Here is a 20,947-nt window from a genome sequence, read left to right as displayed (position 1 = left end):
GCCGGCCGATCCGCGGGACGAGGTCGGCGATCCGACCCCGGCAAAGAATATATTTGTGTTACGCCCGAATTAGTAAGAGAGAATATAATTTCAATTTAGAGATATATTTTTCCGAGTGGGCCGGTTATCGGCTGGTGACCCATGGACCCGAAAGAAGACGGACTGTCCCTCGAGCCCGACCCCGTGTGGGACGACCGGTTCGCATCCGTGCGCGACCGCGTGGTTGACGCCTCGGACGACCGGCTGTGCGACGTGTTCCACGTCGGTAGCACCGCGATCGCGGGCGTTCCGGGAAAACCGGTCTTGGACGTGATGCCCGTGTACGTCACGGGGGCAGGCATGCGTGCCGCCGCGGACCGGCTCACCGACGGGGAGTTCCAACGGGAACACGACGCCGACGACACGGTCGTCGCGCTGCGGCGGGAGCCGGACCACGTCGTCGCGGTCCGGATGCACACCGTCGACGCGGACCAGTGGCGACCGATCCTCCTGTTCCGGGAGTACCTCGCCGACCACCCCGACGCCCGCGGGGAGTACGGCCGGGTCAAGCGCGAGGCGGCGGCCGAACACCCGGACGACATGTGGGCGTACACGGACGCAAAGTTCGACGTCGTCCGGTCCATCACGGAGGCGGCTCGTGAGGCCGGCTACGCGGACCGACTACCCGCGTTCGCGGAGGGAGATCAGTAGCCGAGGCCGAGGAGTCGGTTCGCCGTCAGCGTCGCCAGCCCGAGCGCCATCACGCAGGCCAGCAGGCCGAAGGCGACCGCCCAGCCCGCGGCGTCGGAGACGCTGCCGACGACGACGCTCCCGGAGGCCCCGGTCACCATGTACGCGGTCCGGACGAGCCCGAAGCCGGCACCGCGCTCGGCGTCGGAGAGCAGGTCCATGAACCGCGACTGGATCGGCGCCCCCCACGACATCGCGAGCCCCACGAGCCCGACGGCGCCGGCGGTGACCGGCAGTCCGAGGTCCAGCGCCGCGGCCGCGACGAGCCCCCCGTAGCCGAGGACGCCGGCGGCCATCGTCGCCATCGCGGTGGCGTCGCGGCCGATCCGGTCGGAGATCGACCCGGTGATCGGTTGGGTGCCGCCGTGGACGAGGAAGTACGCCGAGAACAGCAGCGCCGACAGCGCGCTCGACAGGCCCGTGCCGACCTCGAGGAACGTCGGGAGGAAGGAGGCCGTCGCCTGCCACGTGAACGCGCCCATCGTCGCCAGCGCGGTCGTGTAGAGGATCCGCGGCCGCGACAGCAACTCGACGAGCGGGCCGATCGCGAACCGCTCGCCCATCGGCTGGTCGGGCCGGAGCGGCTCGGTGGGTCGAACCCGCCACGCGAACAGCGCGAACACGGGCACCGCGACCGCGGCCCCGAAGAGGACGCCGGCGCGCCAGCCGTAGCGCGACCCGACCAGCGCGGCCGCCGGCGGCGCGGCGAGCCCGGCCAGCGGCCCGCCGGCGACGTGGACGCCGATGGCGCGACCGGTGTCGTCGAACTGCCGCGTCAGGAACGTCGTGGCGACGGAGTAGTGGAGCCCGGCCCCGACGCCGAGCGCGGCCGCGAAGAGACCGAACGCGAGGATCGACGGGGACGCGGCGAGGAGCACCGACGCGACCGCGGTCGCGCCCACCGCGGCGAGGATGACGCGGCGCTCGCCGAAGCGGTCGCCGAGGACCCCGGAGGGAAACTGCGCCAGCGCGTAGGTGAGCCACATCCCGCTGAGCGCGAGCCCGACGGTCCCGTTGGTCACGTCGAACTCCGCGGTGATCTCCGGGACCAGCGGGCTGACGACCAGCCGCGCCACCATCGTGCCGGTGAACGCGAGCGTACAGAGCGCGAGCGCCGTGTGTTCGTACCGCCAGTTCACGGTCGCCGTACCGGACACGGGTCAAAGCGGCTTCCGATCGCGGTCAGACGGGCCGGGGACTCACTCCGCCGCGAACCGGACCGGGTAGTCGGTGAGATTCTCGTACCCGTCGGCCGTGACGACGACGAGGTCCTCTATCCGGACACCGCCCACGTCGGGGTCGTAGAGGCCGGGTTCGACGGTGATCACGTGTCCCGGCTCCAGCTCTCCGCCGCCGTTCGCGAGCCGCGGCGACTCGTGGACGTCGAGGCCGATGCCGTGTCCGGTCGAGTGGATGAAGCCGGTCTCCGTGTCGGGGTCGGTGCGGAACGTGGGCTCGCCGGCCTCCTCGTACACTTCGCAGGCAGCGGCGTGGACGTCCTCGCCCGTCGCCCCGGGCTCGACGGCGTCGAGCGCGGCCTCGAGGGCCCGCTCGGTGAGGTCGTACCACTCGCGGAGGGTCTCGCCGGGCTCGCCGACGCAGAACGTCCGCGTCATGTCGGCGTTGTACTTCGTCGCCTTCGACCGCGGGAAGATGTCGACGATGATCGCCTCGTCCGCGCGGAGCGGACCCGAGCCCCGGTCGTGGGGGTCCGCCGCCTGTGCGCCGCCAGCGACGATCGTCTCGTCGAGCGCGCAGCCGTGCCGGAGGAGCGTGACCTCGATCTCCTCGGTCACCCGCTCGCTGGTGAGCGGCTCACCGTCACGGAGCAGGACGCCGGCCTCCGCATCGTCGGCCTCGGTCGCCACGTCCGCGCCGGCGATCAGCTCCTCCGCGGCGCGCATCGCCGCCTCGTTCGCCGCTTGGGCCTCGCGGATCGCGTCGATTTCCTCGTCGGTCTTGACCGACCGGACCTCCTGAAGCCGGTCGTCGGTGTCGACGGCCACCTCGATACCGCGCTCCCGGAGGGCGTCCGCGGTGCCGACCGGGCCGCGCGGCGGCATCGAGACGGACTCGACGCCCTTGTCGCGGACGAACTCGGCGTACATGTCGTTGCGCGCCCCGCGACCGCCGTACTCGTAGTCGTAGTCGGCGTGCCGCTCCACCGTGTCGGCCGCCGCCTCGGTCGTCGCGCGGCCGTACTCGAGCCCGCTGACGAGGACGTGGACCGCCCCGTCGGCGTACAGCGTGAGGAACGGGTCGGGCCCGGTGAAGCCGGAGAGGTACAGCTGGTTCGCGTCCTCTTGCGAGGCGTCGAGGAGGTAGCCGTCGGTGTCGAGGTCTGACAGGCGGTCGTCGAGCCGTGTGCGGTTCATACGCGAGGTGGTCGCGCGACGCCCAAATCGGTTCCCCTCGCGGAACCGGTAGGCCGGGCCGTGCCCATCCGGGGACCCGCGACAAAGGATATACTTGTCACGCCGGAACAACGCGGCCCAGATGTCGACGGAGCGACGAACTACCCTCCCCTCGCTCGTGTCCCCTCTCTGGCTGGTTGCCGGTCGCCGTCGCATGCGGGAGCGGCGCGGCGCTGCTCGGACTGGCGCTCACTTGGACCGGGCTCGCGGCGGCCGGCGTGTCGCCGGGGGACTCCGAGATCGCCCGGTGGATAGTCGGCGGACCGATATCCGCGGTCGAAGGGGCGATCTGGTTCCTCTCCGACGCCCACTGGGTCCGGCTCCGGACGGGCCCCGGGCTGTCGAACCTCGTCGTCACCGGGCATCCGCTGATACAGGCCGATGCCGCGCTGTGGCCGCTCCGCGCGGTTCCCCTGACCTTCGGTCTCGGCGCCGCGGGCGCCGTCCGATACCTCGGTATCGACGACCCGCTCGCCGGTCCGTGACCGGCGTGAGCGCGACGCTCAGCTACCTCCCGGCGATGCTCGCGTTGCGGGCGGTCTCTCGCGTGCCGCTGACGCGCCACGCGGCCGACGGGACGGCTCCGGTCTCCGACGGCGACGGGCTCCCGGTGTCGGAGGTCGCCGGCGTCACCGCCCGTCCCGACTTCGCCGCGACCCTGTTCTTGATTACCGAACTGGGCGTTGTCGTCGGCTTTCTCGCCGGTGTGGGCGCGACCTTCGCAGCCGGAGACTGACGTGGGCACCGGTCGTCCCGAACGCCGCCCGAGTTTCGCGAAACGCCTATATACCATATGCCGCGCAGCCGTCGTCACACTCGCCCTGACGGCGGGCTCTCTCTGCCGCTCAGAAATATTGAGTCTTACAGGGTTCTAAACGCCGTTATCGGCCGTGTCAACGCGACGCCAAACACGCAAACATTTAAGTATTTGGGCCGCTTACCTGATGGTGAGGAGAACACCGAGATTCGTCCCTCGGTTTCGTCTTTCACTCCAGCACACAACCAATGAGCGAGAACCTTCGAACGTACACGACCGAGAACGTCGACGACGAGCGCGAGACCGAGTCGGAGAGCGAAGAGGAAGAGCTGCGGTGTCCAGAGTGCGACGGCCAGCTCGCGACCGACACGGAACACGGCGAGACCGTTTGTGTCGACTGCGGGCTCGTCGTCGAGGAGGACGAGATCGACCGCGGGCCGGAGTGGCGCGCGTTCGACTCCAAAGAGAAGGACAACAAGTCGCGGGTCGGGGCCCCAACGACGAACATGATGCACGATAAGGGGCTCTCGACGAACATCGGCTGGCAGGACAAAGACGCCTACGGCAAGTCGCTGTCCAGCCGCCAGCGAGAGAAGATGCAGCGGCTACGCACCTGGAACGAGCGGTTCCGCACCCGCGACTCCAAGGAGCGCAACCTGAAGCAAGCCCTCGGCGAGATCGACCGCATGGCCAGCGCGCTCGGCCTCCCGGACAACGTCCGCGAGACCGCCTCCGTCATCTACCGCCGCGCGCTCGACGAGGACCTGCTCCCCGGTCGCTCCATCGAGGGCGTCTCGACGGCCTCGCTGTACGCCGCCGCCCGGCAGGCCGGCACGCCGCGCAGCCTCGACGAGATCGCGGGCGTCTCCCGCGTCGAGAAGGACGAGATCGCCCGGACGTACCGCTACGTCGTCCGCGAGCTGAAACTGGAGATCCAGCCGGCCGACCCCGAGAGCTACGTCCCGCGGTTCGCCTCCGATCTCGGCCTCTCCGACGAGGCCGAACGCCGCGCCCGCAGCCTGCTCGACACGGCGAAGGAACAGGGGATCCACTCCGGCAAGTCACCGGTCGGGCTCGCCGCCGCCGCCGTCTACGCCGCCTCGCTGCTGGTCAACGAGAAGGTGACCCAGAGCGAGGTCAGCGAGGTCGCGAACATCAGCGAGGTCACCATCCGGAACCGGTACCACGAGCTCCTCGAGGCCGAGGACTCGGTCGCGCTGAACTGACCCACTTTTCCTGATCGGTCCGGTGCCGTCTCGGTACCAGCCCGAGCCGAAACCGCGAAGGCGACGCGTCGCCACCCGCTGACATGGAGACGACTCGCCACTTCACGGCGACGACGTACATCGTCAACGACGGGGCGACGGCACTTCACGAACACGAGCGGCTCGGGATCCGGCTGCCGCCCGGCGGACACGTCGACCGCGATGAACTGCCGCACGAGGCCGCGCGCCGCGAGGTCCGCGAGGAGACGGGGCTCGCCCCCGACCTCGTCGCCGCGGAGTCCGCGATCACGGGCCCGAACACCCGCGGGCTCCCCGAGCCCGCCCACCTCATGCTCCACGACATCAACGTCCACGAGGACGGGTCGGTGGGCCACCAGCATATCGACCACCTCTACTACGCCCGGGTGGACTCCCGGGAGATTGCCCCCGACGGCGACGACGAGGTCGATCCGGCGCGCTGGCGCTGGTACACCCCGGCCGAGCTCGCGGCGAGCGACCTCCCGGATGACGTCGTCGACCTCGGTCGAGAGGCGATCGCTGCCGTCGACGACCGCTGAACGAGAAGCCGTCCGGAGCGCCCGACCGCACTGGCGAGCGCAGAGCCGAACCGCGAGTCGCAGCGTCAGACGGCTGTCTCACGGTCCGGAAGGTATTTGAGTCGGTGTTGGCGAAGTACACCCAAATATGGACGCACAGCGAAGGGAAGCGATCGCCGAGTGGGACGACCGCTCGTTCTCCGACGGGTTCGCGGGCCTCCGGCAGGTCGTCGGCGACGGGTTCTCCGGCGCGGCGACCGACGGGACGGGGTGGCTGTTCTTCGCCGACGGACGCGTCGTCGGGGTCGTCGACGGGACGCTCGACGCCTTCGCGGACGCCTCGGGGACCGTCTACCGCGCCCCCGACGAGACGCTCCCGGTGCTGTTCGCCATGCAGGAGCTCGGCGGCGAGCCGCGGGCGAAGTACTACACCAACGACACGCCGCTGAACGAGGCCGACAGGAAGCTCTCGCAGGGCGGGTTCACCGGCTACATCGAGCTGTCGGAGAACGTCCTCTCCGGCGACTACTACGTGGCCTACACGGGCGGCGAGTCGATGGCGGCGGCGTACGTGGGCAACGCGCGCCGCTTGGAGACCGGCGACGACGCCTTTGAGCTCGCGGCCGACGAGGTCGGTATCTACACGGTGTACGAGGTCGACCTCGACGTCCGCCCGTTTCCCGACGGCGACGGTCCGAGCGACGCCGCAGACCGGGCCGGAGGGGCCGACTCGGTCGCCGTCGCCGACGCGGACGACGACCCGACCAGTGATGAAGCGTCGGGTGACGAGACGGACGGTCTCGACGAGCCGGCCGGAGACGACGCCGACGGTGCGCCGGACGCCGTCGACCCCGCGCCAGGCGTCGGTCGCGACGACGGCTCCCCTGGGTCGGTGGGCCGGGACGAGCCGCAGGCGGTGGGTTCCGGGGCGGCCGCGGACGATCACGCCGACGCCGACCGGAGCGGAGAGGCCGCCGAGCCGGAGAACGGGTCGACGCCCGACGCGGTTCGGATCGGAGACGCCGACGCCGCGGAGGGCGAGACCGCGGAACCGACCAGTCCCGACCGGCGAGAGCGGTCTGCGAGCGGACCCCGCGGAGCGCCCGGCGCGGACGCCGCGGAGACGGACTCCGCGGACGCGCCGAGCGCGAAGGGCGAGGCCGCCGACGCACCGGACTCGGAGGACGTCTTCTCCGAGGAGGCCGAGTGGCGGGAACAGAAGTCGATCCCGGCGCTCGACCCGTCCGAATCGGGTGGTGAGCCCCGCGGCGACGATCGACGAGCCGGAGCCTCGCAGCGGTCTCGGCCGGGGAGCGATCGCGGCCGTGGTGAGGGCGGCGAGTCGGCCCCGAACGGCGGGTCGCCGTCGCCGCGCTTGACCGCGCAGTCCGCCTCGAACCCGTCGGCGGTCTCGAAGCGCGACACGCGCGAGCAGGAGACCGACGCCGACCCCGAGCGGCTCCGGAAGCTGGAGGCGGCGCTTGAGGAGGCCGAGACGGAGCGCCAGTCGCTCGCGGACGAGCGCGACCGTCTGGCGGACGAGCGCGACGAGGTCGCCACGGAGCGCGACGAGCTGGCCGACGCGGTCGACCGGCTCGAGTCGGAGGTCGACGAGCTCAGAGACGAGCGCGACCGGCTCCACCAGGAACTCTCGGAGGCGAAGGAGCGACTTCCGGACGCCGAGCGGACCCTCACGCCCGCGGAGGCGCGGAACGGCACGAACCTGTTCATCAGGTACGACTCGAAGGAGGGCGCGACCCTTGAGGACGCGCACGAGGGGAGCACCGACCGGGAGGCGCTGCGGGAGAACCTCTGCGTCGAGCACCACACGAGCTTCGAGACCGACGGCCTCGCGGTGGAGGGCCGGTCGTTCGATGAGTTCCTCGAAGAGACCATCGAGTACGGCTTCACGCGCTGGCTCGTCGAGGACCTCCCGTTCGAGGTCCGCGGCACCGGCAACGAGGGGATCCTCCGCGACCTCTACGACGTGCTCCCCGAGGTCGACCGCGCTGAGATCGGCGGCACGGTGTCCGTCGAACTCCGCGAGGGCGGCGAGGAGGTTCGCGAGCAGCGCGCGTTCGACCTCGTGTTACGCGACCGGATGGGCCACCCTCTGTTCGTTGCCGACCTGAACGACAGCCGGGACCCGACGGCAGAGGGGACGCTGGAGTCGCTCGTGGAGAACGGGCGCGACATCGCGGGCTCGAACGAGACGTTCGCCGGAGCGTTCGCGGTGACGGAGAGCTTCTTCGAGCCGGGCGCGTTAGAGACCGCGAGCGACGCGGTCGGCGGCGGCCTGTTCAGCCGCTCGAAGCGGGCGAGCTTCGTGAAGCTCTCGCGCAAGCGAGGGTTCCACCTGTGCCTCGTCGAGGCGCGCGACGGCGGGTTCCACATGACGGTCCCCGACCTCTAAACGAGACGACGAGTGCTAGGCGGCGAGGGAAAACGCGGCAGGTACGTCGGCGGGCGAAATCGGAATCCCAGTCAGTTCTCGAGTTCCGCTGCGTCGTCGATACGCATGGAACCGAGCTTGTCGACCGTCTCGTCGAGCTTCTCGTCGAGCTCGTCGACGAACTCGTGGGTGCGCTCGGTGGTGATGGCGCCCTGACTGGAGGGCTCGATAAGGTTCTCCTCCTCGAGGACGCGCAGGGAGTACCGCACCTTGTGATGGGGGTAACCGGTCTCGTTCGACATCTTCACGATGCCGATCGGCTCGTTCTCGATGACCATCCGCAGGACTTGGAGGTGACGTTCGAGCATGTCTACCTCTTTCTCTAGTCGGTCTATCATGCCACATGTTAACTCGTCATGCCCCCGTTTAAAAGTTGCTGTCGACGGCCGCCGAAAATCGCTCGAACGCTCGCTTTGACGTGGCAGTAGTTAACGTGTTCGATCGCAAGCCGTCCGGCCGCGCCCAGAGCAGAACGGAGCCGGCAGCGTGCGACCGGCCGAGGGGAGCGCGCCGCAGAATACACGAACGAGCGTATTCGCAGTTTCCGGAGCGTTTTCCGATCCACGTCTGTGGTGGTCTCGCCGTCGCAGACCGTAATCGGTTTTACCCCCCGCCGGGAATCGGCAGGTCGTATGACACTCACCATCGTCGGCTCCCAGCTCGGCGACGAGGGCAAGGGCGCGCTCGTCGACCGGTGGGGAGGGGACGCGGACGTCGTAGTCCGTTATCAGGGCGGCGACAACGCCGGCCACACCGTCGTCGAAGGCGGCGCGGAGTACAAACTCTCGCTGGTTCCCAGCGGCGCGGTCCGGGGGACCGTGGGCATCCTCGGCAACGGCTGCGTCGTCAACCCGAAGACGCTGTTCACCGAGATCGACGACCTGCGCGAGCGCGGGCTCGACCCCGACGTGCGCGTCGCCCGCCGGGCGCACGTCATCATGCCGTACCACCGCGTGTTAGACGGGATTGAAGAGGAGGTCAAGGCCGACGACGACGCCGGCGACGCGGTCGGCACGACCGGCCGCGGTATCGGCCCCACCTACGAGGACAAGGCGGGGCGGCGCGGGATCCGGATCGCTGACCTGCTCGCCCCCGACACGCTCCGCGAGAAGCTAGAGTACGCGGTCCCGCAGAAGCGCGCGCTCGTCGAGGACGTGTACGGGCTCAAGCTCGACGACGACGACCGCGCGGCCGCCTTCGACGTCGACGCGCTCCACGAGGAGTTCGCCGCGATCGGCGAGCGCCTCGCCGACGAGGGAATGACCGTCAACTCCTCCGACTACCTCCACCGCCGATTCGAGGCGGGCGACGAGATACTCTTCGAGGGCGCACAGGGGACGCACATCGACGTCGATCACGGGAACTACCCGTTCGTCACCTCGTCGAACCCGACCGCGGGCGGCGCGGCCGTCGGCTCCGGGCTCGGCGTCACGCGGGTCGGCGACGGCGAGGTCGTCGGCATCGTGAAGGCGTACCTCTCGCGAGTCGGCGAGGGACCGCTCCCGACCGAACTCGACAGGGACGCCGACGAGGAGGCGCTCGCCGACGAGATCCGCGAGAAGGGCGGCGAGTTCGGCACGGTCACCGGCCGGCCACGGAGAATCGGGTGGCTCGACCTGCCGATGCTCCGCCACGCCGCCCGCGTCTCCGGGTTCACCGGCGTCGCGGTCAATCACGTCGACGTGCTGGCCGGATTGGACGAGCTGAAGGTGTGTACCGGATACGAACTCGACGGGGAGGAACTGGACACCGTGCCCACCACCACCGACCGGTGGGAGCGCTGCGAGCCGGTGTACGAGACGCTCGACACGTGGGAGCCGTTCGACTCCTCGGCGGTCGCCGAGGCGGGCTACGACGCGCTCCCCGAGGCCGCCCGCGACTACCTGGCGTTCCTCGCCGACGAGATCGACACCGCGATCTACGCCGTCGGTGTCGGCCCCGACCGCGAGGAGACGGTCGAGCTGACGAACCCGTTCGAGGAGTAGCTCGCGAGAGCCGAGGGCGGTTCTTCGAACCGCCCCGTCTTCACGGACACTTTTTTCTCCCGCACGAGATACGGAGCCATGGCTGAGCCCTCCCGCGACCCGCCCGACCGCGACCGCACCCGGACCGAACCGCTCGTCGCACGGACGGCAAACCACGTCGGTCGGCTACTTCCGCTCGCGTTAGTCCCGCTCGCGACGGCGCTCCTGCGGGTCCGTGACCTCCTCGCGGTGTCGCGGGCGGACGGCCTCTCGGTCCGCGCGTCGTTTCCAGTCTACCGATACGACGTCTGGAACTTCCTCGAGGCGCCGCGCGAGGGCGGGCTGTCCGTATCGCTCCCGTTCGGGACACCGGAGCCGCTCCCGCTCCTCGTCCCACTGATCGGCGCGTACGTCCTCGTCTCGGGAGTCCTGAGCGCCGGGTACTTCGGGTGCATCGCCGACGGCGTCACGACCGGTCAGTTCGACTTCGTCGCGAACATCCGCCGGTTCGGCGCCCGAACGGTGATGCTGGAGGCGCTCGTCGTCCTCGCGCTGGCGGCCGCCTTCCTCCCACTCGTGATCGTCCCGCCGCTGTTCGTGGCGGCGATACTCGCCGCGCTGGTGCTCTCGTACCTCTACTTCCCGACGGTGTACGTTCTTGTCTTAGAGGACCGCGACATCAAGTCTGCCCTCGGTCGCGCCCGCGACCTCGTCGATCAGCATCGGCCGATCGGGTTCTTCCTCTCCGTCGCGGTCGTCACGGCGCTCTGTTCCGTCCCACTGAGTCTCGTCGCTCGCACCAGCCCGGTCGGCGCCCTGCTCGCGACGGTCGTCGCCGCGCCGCTGGGGCTCGCGTTCAACGCCGCGACCGCGCTGAAGGTCGCCGAGATGGCCGGGGTCGAGACGGTCGAGTGACGGCCCGGGCGGACCGGTGCCCGCACTTTCTACTGCGGGTCGACGGCGTCGAGCGCCGCGCGGTCCTCGTCGGTCAGCGACAGGTCAGCGGCCGCGAGGTTGGACTCGAGGTGGTCGACGCTCGACGTTCCCGGGATCGGCAGCGTCACGTCCGAGTGGTCGAGGAGCCACGCGAGCGCGACCTGCTGTGGCGTCGCGTCGCGTCGCCCGGCGACCTCCTCGAGGACCGCGGCGGACTCCTCCGCCTCGACCGCGTACATCGGCCCCCACGGGATGAAGCCCACGTCGTAGTCCTCACAGGCACGTAGTACGTCCTCGTCGTCGCGGTGGCCGACGTCGTACCGGTTCTGGACCGTCGCGATGTCGACGATCTCCATCGCGGTCTCTAGCTGCTCGACGGTGACGTTCGAGAGGCCGACGTGGGCGACCTGGCCGGCGTCTTTCATCTCCGCGAACGCGTGGACGGACTCCTCGAAGTCGGTGTCCGGGTCTGGCCGGTGGAACTGGTAGAGATCGATCGTGTCGGTGCCGAGGCGGTCGAGGCTACACAGCACCTGGTTCTTCAGGAAGTCCGGGTCGCCGTGGGGGAGCCACTCGCCCTCGCGGTTGCGGAGCAGCCCGGCCTTCGAGGCGATCACCACGTCGTCGGGGTCGCCGAGCGCCTCCCGGATGAGCCGCTCCGAGACGCCCGGCCCGTAGGAGTCGGCGGTGTCGACGAAGTCGACGCCGCGGTCGACCGCCCGCCGGAGGACCGCCTTCGCCGCCGCCTCGTCGTCCGGGCGACCGATGATGTCCTCGCCGGTCACCCGCATCGCGCCGAAGCCGAGCCGGTCGACGGTGAGCTCGCCGCCGATGTCGAACGTGTCGCGTCCGCCGCTGGTGTCGGAAGCCATGGTCGCTCCGTCTCGCGCCACGACAAAAGCCGTGGGGATGGCGGAAGGAGAGGCGGTCGGCGGCGGACCGCGCGGTCGTCCGCCGCTCGCTCGTCTTGCGCCCGTCGCTACTCATAAACCGCCCCCGGGCGATCGTACGGTATGGACGCCGAGCGCGAGGTACTCGACGTGTTGGCGCGGAACGCCCGCGAGGACATCGACGACATCGCGGCCCAGACGGGCCTCGACGCGGGGGCGGTAGCGGACGCGATCGACGCGCTGGAGGCGGACGGCGTCGTCCACGGCTACCAGGCGGTCGTCGACTGGGGCCGCGCCGACGAGGGGAAGATCCGCGCCGTCGTCGAGATCAACGTCGAACTCGACCGCGAGACGGGGTACGAGCAAGTGGCCGACCGCATCGCGAAGTTCCCCGCGGTCGACGCCTTACACCTCGTCTCGGGCGACTACGACTTCGCCGTCGAGGTGCTCGGCGAGAACATGCAGGATGTCTCCGAGTTCATCTCCGAGCAGGTCGCGCCGATGCCGGCGGTCACCCAGACGGTGACCCACTACATCATGGAGACGTACAAGGACGGCGGAATCCGGTTCGAGGACGGGGACGACGACGACCGCCTCTCCGTGTCGCCATGAGGCTCTCGGACCGCGCGCGCACTCTCCCCGAGTCGGGGATCCGGAAGTTCTTCGAGCTCGCGGAGGCGCGCGACGACGTCATCTCGCTCGGGGTCGGCGAGCCCGACTTCTCCGCGCCGTGGAGCGCCCGCACCGCCGCGATCGACTCGCTCGAACGCGGGAAGACCTCCTACACCGCGAACCGCGGCATGGCGGCACTCCGCGAACGGATCGCGGACCACCACGAGCGCTACGACCAGTCGTACGACCCGGCCGAGGAGGTCCTCGTCACCACCGGCGCGAGCGAGGCCGTCGACCTCGCGTTCCGCGCGCTCGTCGACCCCGGTGACACCGTGGCGGTCCACGAGCCGACGTACATCTCCTACGGACCGGGGATTGAGCTGACGGGCGGCGAGCGGCTGACCGTCCCCACGCGTGCCGCGGACGACTTCGCGCTCACGCGGGAGTCGCTGGAAGCGGCGGGCGCGGCCGAGGCGGACCTCCTCGTCCTCTGTTACCCCAACAATCCCACGGGCGCGACGATGACCGACGACCAGCTCGCCAAGGTCGCGGCGTTCTGCCGCGACAACGAGCTCCGGGTGGTCGCCGACGAGATATACGCCGCGCTCACCTACGGCGAAGACCACGCGTCGGTGGCGACCCAGCCGGGGATGCGCGAGCGCACGGTCGTCGTCAACGGCTTCTCGAAGGCGTACGCCATGACCGGGCTCCGGCTCGGGTACGCGCTGGGGCCGACCGAGGCCATCGACGCGATGAACCGGATCCATCAGTACACGATGCTATCGGCCCCGACGACGCCGCAGTACGCCGCCATCGAGGCCCTCGACCGGTGCGACGATGAGGTCGCAGAGATGGTCGAGGAGTACAACCGGCGGCGGCGGCTGGTCGTCTCCCGGTTCAACGAGATGGGCCTCGACACGTTCGAGCCCGGCGGCGCGTTCTACGCCTTCCCCGAGTGCGGCGGCGACGACGAGGCGTTCGCGGAGGAACTGCTGGAGGCGCAGGGCGTCGCGGTCGTCCCCGGCTCCGTCTTCGGCGAGGGCGGCGAGGGCCACCTCCGCGTCTCGTACGCCACCTCGATGCGCGAGCTGAAGGAGGCGACCGACCGGATTGCTGCGTTCGTTGAGGGCCGATGACCGAGTCCACAAACGCGCGATGATCGAGCGGATCTGGCACGGGTGGACGGCGCCCGAGGATGCGGACGAGTACGAGCGGCTCCTCCGGGAGGAAATCCTCCCCGCGTTCGCCGACACGGATAACGAGGGCTACCGCGGCGCGCGACTGCTCCGCCGCTCCGACGGCGACGAGGTCGAGTTCGTCACCGTCCTTCGGTTCGACGACCTAGACGCGGTGCGGGCGTTCGTGGGCGAGGCGTACCGGGAAGCGCATGTGCCGCCGACCGCCCGCGAGGTACTCTCGCGGTACGACGACCGTGCCGCCCACTACGAGGTGCGCGAGGAGCGTGAGTGCTAGCGGCGGATAAACGGACAACTCCTCGCGAATTCACCGGCGTTCGCTAACAACTATCACGTATTATCCTGATCGTCCGCGTATGGAGTTCCAACTGACCGACGAGCAACGACAGCTGCGCGAGGAGGTGCGGAAGTTCGCCGACGAGGAGGTCCGGCCGGTCGCCACGGAGTACGACGTCGACGAGGCGTACCCGCACGAGGTGATGGACGAGGCCGCCGACATGGGGCTGCTCGCGCCGCACGTCCCGGTCGAGTACGGCGGTATCGGCTACTCGTCGCTGGAGAACGCGATCCTCACGGAGGAGCTGTTCGCGGCCGACCCGGGGATCGGCCTCTGTATCTCCAGTGCCGGCTTCGGCGCGGAGGCGCTGATGGAGTTCGGCACGGAGGCACAGAAGGAGCACGTCCTGCCCGAGGTGACCGCGGGCGACGCGGTGATGGGATCGGCCATCTCGGAGCCGCAGGCCGGCTCGGACGTGACCTCGGTCGCGACGCGCGCCGAGAAGGACGGCGACGAGTGGGTGATCAACGGCTCGAAGATGTGGATCACGAACGGCACCGTCGCCGACTACTTCGTCGTCGTCTGCGAGACCGATCCCGATGTTGACGACCGCTATTCGGGCTACTCGCAGATCCTCGTCGAGGGGGACCGCGACGGACTCACCCGCGACAAGATCACCGGGAAGCTCGGCATCCGCGCGAGCGACACCGCGGAGCTGCGCTTCGACGACGTGCGGGTGCCGGAGGAGAACCTCATCGGGCAGCGCGGGATGGGGTTCCTCCAGCTGATGCAGTTCTTCGACGAGACCCGCACCGCGGTCGCCGCACAGGGCGTCGGCATCGCCCGCGGCGCGGCCGAGCGCGCGCTGGAGTACGCCGAGGAGCGCGAGCAGTTCGGCCGCTCCATCTCCGACTTCCAAGCGATCAAGCACAAGCTCGCGGAGATGTACACGAACACCGAGGCCGCCCGCTGGCTCACCTACCGCTCCGCCTGGGCGGTCGACAACGAGGCCGGCGACCTGACCGCGCTCGCGTCGATGGCCAAGGAGTTCGCCTCGCGGACCGCGGTCGAGGTCGCCGACGAGGCGGTCCAGGTCCACGGCGGCGCCGGCTTCGTCAACGACCACGACGTCGAGCGGCTCTACCGCGACGCGAAGATCACCCAGATCTACGAGGGGACCACGGAGATCCAGAAGAACATCGTCGCCCGCGAGCTGCTCGACGAGGGGATGTAAACTCCGGGCCGGACCGCCGCGCGTCCCCAACCGACATGTAAAACCCCCGGCGCGCCTACATCGTCGGTATGGACGAGGAGGAGGCTCTCGAGGAGCTGGACCAAGCGAGGTTCGGAGGCGGCGACGACGCGGACCCGGAGGGGCGTCTCAAGCGCCAGCGCGACGACCTCCAGCTACTGAACCAGGTGATGCGACATGACATCCGCAACGACCTCCAGCTGGTCGGCGCGTACGCCGAGTTGCTCGACGAACACGTCGACGAGGAGGGGAAAGAGTACCTCGACGTGATCAAGCGGAACACGCAGAGCGCCGTCTCGCTCACCACGACGGTCCGCGACCTCGCGGAGGTGATGCTCCGCGAGGACGCCGAACCCAGTCGCGTCGCCCTCGACCGAGTCCTCTCACAGCAGGTCGAGGAGGTACGTTCCGCGTACTCTGAGGCCGTTTTCACCGTCGAGGGCTCGTATCCCGAGGCCGAGGTCGTCGGCGACGAGATGCTGAGCTCGGTGTTCCGCAACCTCCTGCGGAACGCGGTCCAGCACAACGACGAGGCCCCGCCGAAGGTGACGGTGTCGGCGACCGTCGACGAGGACGCGGGCGTCGCCGAGGTCCGCGTCGCCGACAACGGGCCCGGGATCCCCGAAGACCAGCGCGACGAGGTGTTCGGGAAGGGGGAGAAGGGCCTCGACAGCCCGGGCGCGGGGATCGGGCTGTACCTCGTCCGGTCGCTCGTCGAGATCTACGGGGGGGACGTGTGGGTCGAGGACAACGAGCCGAAGGGTGCGGTCTTCGTGGTCAGTCTTCCGCTCTGCGAGGGGTGACCCCGCGACGCGCCGTGTCGCGGCGGCTCACTCGTCGTCGTACTCCATCGCGACCGAGTTGATACAGAACCGCTTCCCCGTGGGCTCCGGGCCGTCGTCGAACACGTGCCCGAGGTGCGAGTCGCAGTTCGCGCAGCGGACCTCGGTGCGGCGCATCCCGTGGCTGGTGTCCACCGTGGTCGTCACCGACTCCTCCTCGGCGGCGTAGAACGCGGGCCAGCCGCAGCCGGACTCGAACTTCGTCTCGGCCTCGAACAGGACGGTGCCGCAGGCGCGACACTCGTACTTCCCGTCCTCGGGGTGGTGGTCGACGTACTCGCCGGAGAACTTCGCCTCCGTGCCGCTCTCGCGCAGCACGCGGTACTCCTCGTCGGAGAGTCGCTCCCGCCACTCCTCGTCGGTCAGCTCCGCCGGGTCGCGCTCGTCTGTTTCGCTCATACTACCGATACGCGCCCCACGGGCAAGGGGGTTGCGGCGAGCGAGCTGCCTCGCTGGCGCGGTTCGCGCCCCAAACGGTATTCGGCCGGCGGTCCGACTCGCGTCCATGGCGCGCGAAGTCACGCACGAGGAGCGGGGACCGGCGGTGCTCGATGACGACGACAAGGGCGACGACGGCCTGATATTCGTCTGTCAATGCGGCCTGTCGGACACGAAGCCGCTCTGTGACGGGTCGCACAAGGCGACGGCCGACGAGGAAGACGGCGTCGTGTACAAGTACGCGGACGACGACCCAGACGGCGAGCGCCGCGAGGTCGGCGAGCTCGCCGCAGAAGGAGAGTAGCCGCGGGCCGCCGACGCGACGGCGACCGCTCAGATCACGCCCATCTCCCCGAGCCGCTCGGGGAGGTAGGTGTCGGTGACGAAGTCGAGCCCGCGGCTCGCGAGCGACTGCTGCTCGGACTTCTTGCCGATGTCGAGCTGGAGCTCGATCTGCTCTTCCCAGTAGTCGGTCTGGAACCGCGGGTCCTCTAGCTCGGACTCTAAGGCGTTCACGTCCGAGTCGGAGAGCGGGTCCGAGGGGAGGTCGTACTCGACGATGTCCTCGGGCTGGATCCCGATGAACCGGGCCTCGGGCGTCGCGAGGTACTTCGAGAGGTGCGCGGACTTGATCGAGCCGTACGCGACGGAGCCGTAGATCCGGTAGGACCACGGGTCGCCGTCGGTGAACACCACGACCGGGAGGTCGAGTTCGTCGCGGAAGCGCTTCGTCAGGCGGCGGGTGGCGCGGGCGGGCTGGCCGCCGAGGTGGACCACGAGCGCGTCGTGCTCCTCGTCGAACCCGTTCTCGACGAGCCGGTCGCGCATCCCGCCGGTCTCGACGCAGAGGACGAACTCCGCGTCGTTGTCGAGGAACTCGATGGTGTCCGGGTTGTTCGGGATCTGGTAGCCGCCCTGCCCGACGTCGAGCTGGCAGTGGATCTCGCGGTCGCCGCGGTTGGTCTGCTCGCGGAGCTCCAGGGGCCCCATCACCTTCGCGCCCGATTCCTCCGGGCGCATGTGGAAGTCCTCGCGGGTGACGCCCGTGACGATCTCCAAGTCCTCCACGAGGTCGTTCGACTCGTCCTGGGAGTTGAACTGGGCCTCGTCGTTGTTCCACGACTCGGAGAGGTAGTACAGCTCACGCAGCGTCGACGAGCGGTCGTCGTCGAGCTGGTTCGCGAGGAACTCGATCGTGTAGGCGGCCTTCAGCAGCTTGCGCGCGCCCCGCACCGAGTTCGCGTTGCGCGTGGAGGTGCGGTCGCCGTACGTCCAGACGCCGCTCTCCTCGTCGTACTCGATGTTGCTCTTCGTCCGCGTGGGGAGCGTCATCTCCGGGATCGACCCCGCCGCGAACTGGTCGTAGAAGTCGGCGGCCAGGTCGATCAGCTCGTCTCGTGCGTCGCTTTCGGTCGTCATTTAGTCGTTCACCGTGAGTTTCTCGGTCTCGACGCCGCCGACGCTGACCTCGAACTCGGGGTCGCCGTCGACCGCGTACGTCAGTTCCCGCTCGTCGCCCGAGGGGACCTCGGGCTTCCACTGGACGAACCACTCGCCGTCCATGTCCACCACCGTTCCGTCGGAGAGGTCAGTCGGCTCCGTCGAGACGATGTCGGTGATGTCCAACTGCTCGTTCACGTCCGAGTGGTTCTCGACGACGAGCGACACCGTCTCGCCGTTCACCTCGCGCTCGACGCTCACGTTGTTCATGATCCGCGCCAAGGCCCCGTCGATGTCCGGTCGCGGGCGGCCCGTCACCTCCGAGACCTTGTCGGCCATCTCCGGGAGGATCCGGCCGAGCACGTCCTGCTTCTCCCGGCGCTGCTGCATCGAGCGCCGCTTGTTGAGGTACGACTTCAGCTCGCGGGCGGCCTCCCGGACCGCGAGCTCGATCTCGTCTTCGATCTCGGGGACGTTCGCGAGCGCGTCCTTCGACTCGCTGGTGAACGGGACGTTCGTGGAGGCCACGTGGATGCTGATGACGGCCGGCCCGTTCGGCATCCCCGAGCCGCCGGGCTGGTCGAGCCCGTAGTTGCGCCAGCCGATCTGCTTTATGACGTCCGTCGTCGCGCAGGCGCCGCGCTGGTAGACGAGCGGGACGCGGTTCGCGAACCGGAGCAGTTCGACCGACCCCTCGGCGGGGATCTCGCCGCCGTACGCGATGCCGGCCTCGACGATGAACGGGTCGCCGCCGTGGACCTCGGCGTCGCGGGTCGCGGCCGCGTAGAAATCGGCGTCGTACTCTTTCCGCAGGCCGGCCTCCACCAACTCCGCCGTGATCGGCGCGAGGCAGTCGGTCGGCGGTGCGAGGATATCCGTCGTCCGCATCGCCTCGAGTAGGTCGGCGGCGGCGTCGCGGTCGCCCGCGATCGACTTCACCTTCGGCGGGTCGTCGGGCACGGTTCGCGCCCGCGACCAGAACGCCTCGACGACGTTCTCGCGGGCGGTCTCGCCGAAGGTCGCGTCGCGCTGCTCGGCGACGAACGAGGCCGCGTCCGCGACGAGGCGCTCGAAGTCGTCGCGGGTCACCCTGAACGCGTCGCCGTCGAGGTTCTCGAACCGGCGCGCGAGCGCCTCGGCCATCGCCTGGACCACGGCGTCGTCCTTCCGCGTCGACGTCGCCTCGTCGACCAGCGCGTAGACGTCGGGAACGAGCGGCGACTCGTCCGGCTCGTCACTCTCGCCGTCGTCGCCGGACGCCGCGGCCTCGTCGTCCGCGTCGCCGCGGCCGGTAATCGCCCGCCAGCCGGCGTCGACCGCGTTCTCGCGGACGGTCCCGCCGAACGTCTTGCCGGTGTCGCCCTCGACCGTCTCGGCGACGTTGTCGACGATCGCTGCGAGCTCGGAGCGGGTGACTCGGTCGTTGTTCCCGACCGTCTCGGCGACGCCCTCCGCGAAGGCCGTCGTCGCTTCCGCGCCCTTGTTGGCGACGGCCTCGGAGACCGCGCTCGCGACGTCGCCGTCGTCGTGTGCGCGCGGCGGCGACCACGATAGCTCGCGGCCGTAGTACACGTCGCGGAAGTTGTCGATCACGCCGTCGGCGGTCTTCTTGCCGACCCGCGTGAACTCCTCCTGGAGGAACCCGGAGACGGAGTACGACTCCGTCGCCTCCAGCATCTTGATCAGCGTGCCGAGCTCGACGCCGTGCGGGTGCGGGCGGATCTCCTCGGTCTCCGCCGGGAGCTCGTCGGTGGCGCGCTCGAACTTCAGCGGCTCGTCGAGCCCCGGCTCGCGCAGTTCGAGCCGCGCGTGGGGGTTGACGACCGCGGTGTGTTTCACATAGTCGTGGAGCTGCTGGCGGGCGCGCATGTTCGCCTCCATCTCCAGCTCGATCCGGGTGCCGTGGGGGCGGTCCCACGTCGTCTCCTCGTCCGCGCTGATCTCCGGCTCGTTCGTGTCCGTGTCGATGATAAGCTCGAAGTACTGCGCCCGCGACTGCCCCTTCGGCCGCGAGGTGATCTTCGCCGGCTGACCGGAGGTGAGCTGCGAGTACAGCACGGCCGCCGAGATGCCGATCCCCTGCTGCCCGCGGGACTGCTCGCGGGCGTGGAACCGGCTGCCGTACAGGAGTTTCCCGAACACTTTCGGGAGCTGTTCTTTCGTGATCCCTGGCCCGTTGTCCTCGATGACGAGCCGGTAGTAGTCGCCCACCTCCTCGATCTCAATGTAGATGTCGGGGAGGACGCCGGCCTCCTCGGTCGCGTCAAGGGCGTTGTCGACCGCCTCCTTGACGGCGGTGACGAGGCCCCGGGCGCCCGAGTCGAACCCGAGCATGTGTTTGTTCTTCTCGAAGAACTCGGCGATGGAGATCTCGCGCTGGCCCTCGGCCAGCTCCTCCGCGATCCCCTCCTCGTCGCCGATCGTCGACTGGAAGGACGTCATTCGGTACTCACTCCTTCCGCCGAGGCACTTAAAAACGCACCGGCGGCGCGGTGAAAGTGTATCCCCGCCGAAGAAGCCGTCTGCGCGGTGCGCGTGTGGCTCTCTCGCGCGTCAGACCCCGGCGCGCACGCGAACCTCGATATCACGACGGATCGTCGGAGGTGGGAACGTCGACCGTGGTCGGCCGACCGGAGCGGGGGAACGAGGCGGCGTGTCTCCCGCGAACGGGTTCCCGCCGAAAGGGATCGCGACCTACGGCCGGAGCGTCGACCTCGGAGACGGCTCGGTCAGGCCGTTCACCGGCGAGACGCCGTCGGGGCGATCGAAGTTCCACGGGGTGGAGTTCGACCGGGCGGCGCTGGAGAGATTGCCGAGCGCCGGCGAGCTCGCGGCGGCCGACAACCGGGCCGAGACAGACAAGTACCGGGCGGACAGGTGAGGAGGGTCCATTTCGAGCAGTCGCTCCGGCTCTTCGTCCCCTTCCCGGCCGCGGGGCCCCCTTCGGCCTGCCCCGGAGCGGCCCTCTCGGGCGGGGGTTCCCCTG

General features: G+C 69.6%; 22 protein-coding genes. 15 read left to right on the top strand and 7 right to left on the bottom strand.

Going from position 1 to position 20,947, the window contains the following annotated elements; translation table 11 throughout:
• The first annotated feature begins 141 nt into the window (after positions 1-141).
• Positions 142-690: a GrpB family protein gene (locus tag ABNG04_RS09990; RefSeq protein WP_371162277.1), complete on the top strand. Its 549-nt coding sequence runs from the start codon at positions 142-144 to the stop codon at positions 688-690.
• Here ABNG04_RS09990 and ABNG04_RS09985 read toward each other — a convergent pair.
• Positions 684-1,868, bottom strand: coding sequence for an MFS transporter (locus tag ABNG04_RS09985; RefSeq protein WP_371162678.1), 1,185 nt, complete (start codon positions 1,866-1,868; stop codon positions 684-686). The two genes, ABNG04_RS09990 and ABNG04_RS09985, sit on opposite strands and share 7 nt — an antisense overlap.
• Positions 1,869-1,928: 60 nt before the next feature.
• On the bottom strand, positions 1,929-3,104 hold the full coding sequence (locus tag ABNG04_RS09980) for a M24 family metallopeptidase (protein ID WP_371162276.1): 1,176 nt from the start codon (positions 3,102-3,104) through the stop codon (positions 1,929-1,931).
• A gap of 176 nt (positions 3,105-3,280) precedes the next feature.
• On the opposite strand from ABNG04_RS09980, the gene ABNG04_RS09975 reads away from it, so the two are divergent.
• The 5 genes from ABNG04_RS09975 (at position 3,281) to ABNG04_RS09955 (ending at position 8,075) form a co-directional block, all read left to right on the top strand.
• Positions 3,281-3,628: a hypothetical protein gene (locus ABNG04_RS09975; protein WP_371162275.1), complete on the top strand. Its 348-nt coding sequence runs from the start codon at positions 3,281-3,283 to the stop codon at positions 3,626-3,628.
• 5 nt (positions 3,629-3,633) lie between these two features.
• Entirely contained in the window at positions 3,634-3,879 is a 246-nt protein-coding gene (locus ABNG04_RS09970) for a hypothetical protein (protein ID WP_371162274.1), read from the top strand.
• Between the two features lie 269 nt (positions 3,880-4,148).
• Positions 4,149-5,126 carry a transcription initiation factor IIB gene (locus ABNG04_RS09965; RefSeq protein ID WP_371162273.1) on the top strand — a complete coding sequence of 326 codons (978 nt, stop codon included), beginning with the start codon at positions 4,149-4,151 and terminating at the stop codon, positions 5,124-5,126.
• Positions 5,127-5,209: 83 nt separating this feature from the next.
• Positions 5,210-5,683 carry an NUDIX hydrolase gene (locus ABNG04_RS09960; protein ID WP_371162272.1) on the top strand — a complete coding sequence of 158 codons (474 nt, stop codon included), beginning with the start codon at positions 5,210-5,212 and terminating at the stop codon, positions 5,681-5,683.
• 127 nt (positions 5,684-5,810) lie between these two features.
• Positions 5,811-8,075, top strand: coding sequence for a DUF7527 domain-containing protein (locus tag ABNG04_RS09955; protein ID WP_371162271.1), 2,265 nt, complete (start codon positions 5,811-5,813; stop codon positions 8,073-8,075).
• A gap of 71 nt (positions 8,076-8,146) precedes the next feature.
• Here ABNG04_RS09955 and ABNG04_RS09950 read toward each other — a convergent pair whose 3' ends face one another.
• Positions 8,147-8,452, bottom strand: a complete 306-nt coding sequence (locus tag ABNG04_RS09950) for a hypothetical protein (protein ID WP_004045854.1) — start codon at positions 8,450-8,452, stop codon at positions 8,147-8,149.
• A gap of 294 nt (positions 8,453-8,746) precedes the next feature.
• Here ABNG04_RS09950 and ABNG04_RS09945 point away from each other — a divergent pair, with 294 nt between their 5' ends.
• Complete coding sequence (locus ABNG04_RS09945) at positions 8,747-10,099, top strand: adenylosuccinate synthase (protein ID WP_371162270.1); 1,353 nt, start codon at positions 8,747-8,749, stop codon at positions 10,097-10,099.
• A gap of 78 nt (positions 10,100-10,177) precedes the next feature.
• The gene (locus ABNG04_RS09940) at positions 10,178-10,993 is read left to right on the top strand and encodes a hypothetical protein (protein WP_371162268.1); all 816 of its coding nucleotides are present in this window, start codon (positions 10,178-10,180) and stop codon (positions 10,991-10,993) included.
• 29 nt (positions 10,994-11,022) lie between these two features.
• On the opposite strand, the gene ABNG04_RS09935 is transcribed toward ABNG04_RS09940, so the two are convergent.
• Entirely contained in the window at positions 11,023-11,886 is an 864-nt protein-coding gene (locus tag ABNG04_RS09935) for an aldo/keto reductase (protein WP_371162266.1), read from the bottom strand.
• Positions 11,887-12,027: 141 nt separating this feature from the next.
• Here ABNG04_RS09935 and ABNG04_RS09930 point away from each other — a divergent pair, with 141 nt between their 5' ends.
• The 5 genes from ABNG04_RS09930 (at position 12,028) to ABNG04_RS09910 (ending at position 16,044) form a co-directional block, all read left to right on the top strand.
• On the top strand, positions 12,028-12,516 hold the full coding sequence (locus ABNG04_RS09930; protein WP_371162264.1) for an Lrp/AsnC family transcriptional regulator: 489 nt from the start codon (positions 12,028-12,030) through the stop codon (positions 12,514-12,516).
• Positions 12,513-13,652 (top strand): pyridoxal phosphate-dependent aminotransferase, encoded by a 1,140-nt coding sequence (locus tag ABNG04_RS09925; protein ID WP_371162262.1) that lies wholly within the window; start codon positions 12,513-12,515, stop codon positions 13,650-13,652. The genes ABNG04_RS09930 and ABNG04_RS09925 overlap by 4 nt, the downstream gene beginning before the upstream one ends.
• A gap of 19 nt (positions 13,653-13,671) precedes the next feature.
• Positions 13,672-13,989, top strand: coding sequence for an antibiotic biosynthesis monooxygenase family protein (locus ABNG04_RS09920; protein WP_371162260.1), 318 nt, complete (start codon positions 13,672-13,674; stop codon positions 13,987-13,989).
• A 79-nt stretch (positions 13,990-14,068) separates the two neighbouring features.
• On the top strand, positions 14,069-15,223 hold the full coding sequence (locus tag ABNG04_RS09915) for an acyl-CoA dehydrogenase family protein (protein WP_371162258.1): 1,155 nt from the start codon (positions 14,069-14,071) through the stop codon (positions 15,221-15,223).
• Between the two features lie 68 nt (positions 15,224-15,291).
• Positions 15,292-16,044 carry a sensor histidine kinase gene (locus ABNG04_RS09910; protein ID WP_371162257.1) on the top strand — a complete coding sequence of 251 codons (753 nt, stop codon included), beginning with the start codon at positions 15,292-15,294 and terminating at the stop codon, positions 16,042-16,044.
• A gap of 27 nt (positions 16,045-16,071) precedes the next feature.
• Here ABNG04_RS09910 and msrB read toward each other — a convergent pair whose 3' ends face one another.
• Positions 16,072-16,482 carry a peptide-methionine (R)-S-oxide reductase MsrB gene (msrB, locus tag ABNG04_RS09905; protein ID WP_371162255.1) on the bottom strand — a complete coding sequence of 137 codons (411 nt, stop codon included), beginning with the start codon at positions 16,480-16,482 and terminating at the stop codon, positions 16,072-16,074.
• A gap of 106 nt (positions 16,483-16,588) precedes the next feature.
• On the opposite strand from msrB, the gene ABNG04_RS09900 reads away from it, so the two are divergent.
• Positions 16,589-16,825: a CDGSH iron-sulfur domain-containing protein gene (locus ABNG04_RS09900; RefSeq protein ID WP_371162254.1), complete on the top strand. Its 237-nt coding sequence runs from the start codon at positions 16,589-16,591 to the stop codon at positions 16,823-16,825.
• A 29-nt stretch (positions 16,826-16,854) separates the two neighbouring features.
• Here ABNG04_RS09900 and ABNG04_RS09895 read toward each other — a convergent pair whose 3' ends face one another.
• The gene (locus ABNG04_RS09895) at positions 16,855-17,940 is read right to left on the bottom strand and encodes a DNA topoisomerase IV subunit A (RefSeq protein ID WP_371162252.1); all 1,086 of its coding nucleotides are present in this window, start codon (positions 17,938-17,940) and stop codon (positions 16,855-16,857) included.
• Positions 17,941-20,403 (bottom strand): DNA topoisomerase VI subunit B, encoded by a 2,463-nt coding sequence (locus ABNG04_RS09890; protein ID WP_371162250.1) that lies wholly within the window; start codon positions 20,401-20,403, stop codon positions 17,941-17,943.
• Positions 20,404-20,614: 211 nt separating this feature from the next.
• Between ABNG04_RS09890 and ABNG04_RS09885 the strand changes: the two genes are divergently transcribed.
• The gene (locus ABNG04_RS09885) at positions 20,615-20,842 is read left to right on the top strand and encodes a hypothetical protein (protein WP_371162248.1); all 228 of its coding nucleotides are present in this window, start codon (positions 20,615-20,617) and stop codon (positions 20,840-20,842) included.
• Positions 20,843-20,947 lie beyond the last annotated feature (105 nt).

This window comes from Halorubrum miltondacostae, assembly GCF_041379815.1.
Classification (GTDB): Archaea; Halobacteriota; Halobacteria; order Halobacteriales; family Haloferacaceae; genus Halorubrum; species Halorubrum miltondacostae.
The sequence above is the reverse complement of the archived record's forward strand: the minus strand, read 5'-3'. Positions and strand labels throughout refer to the sequence as shown.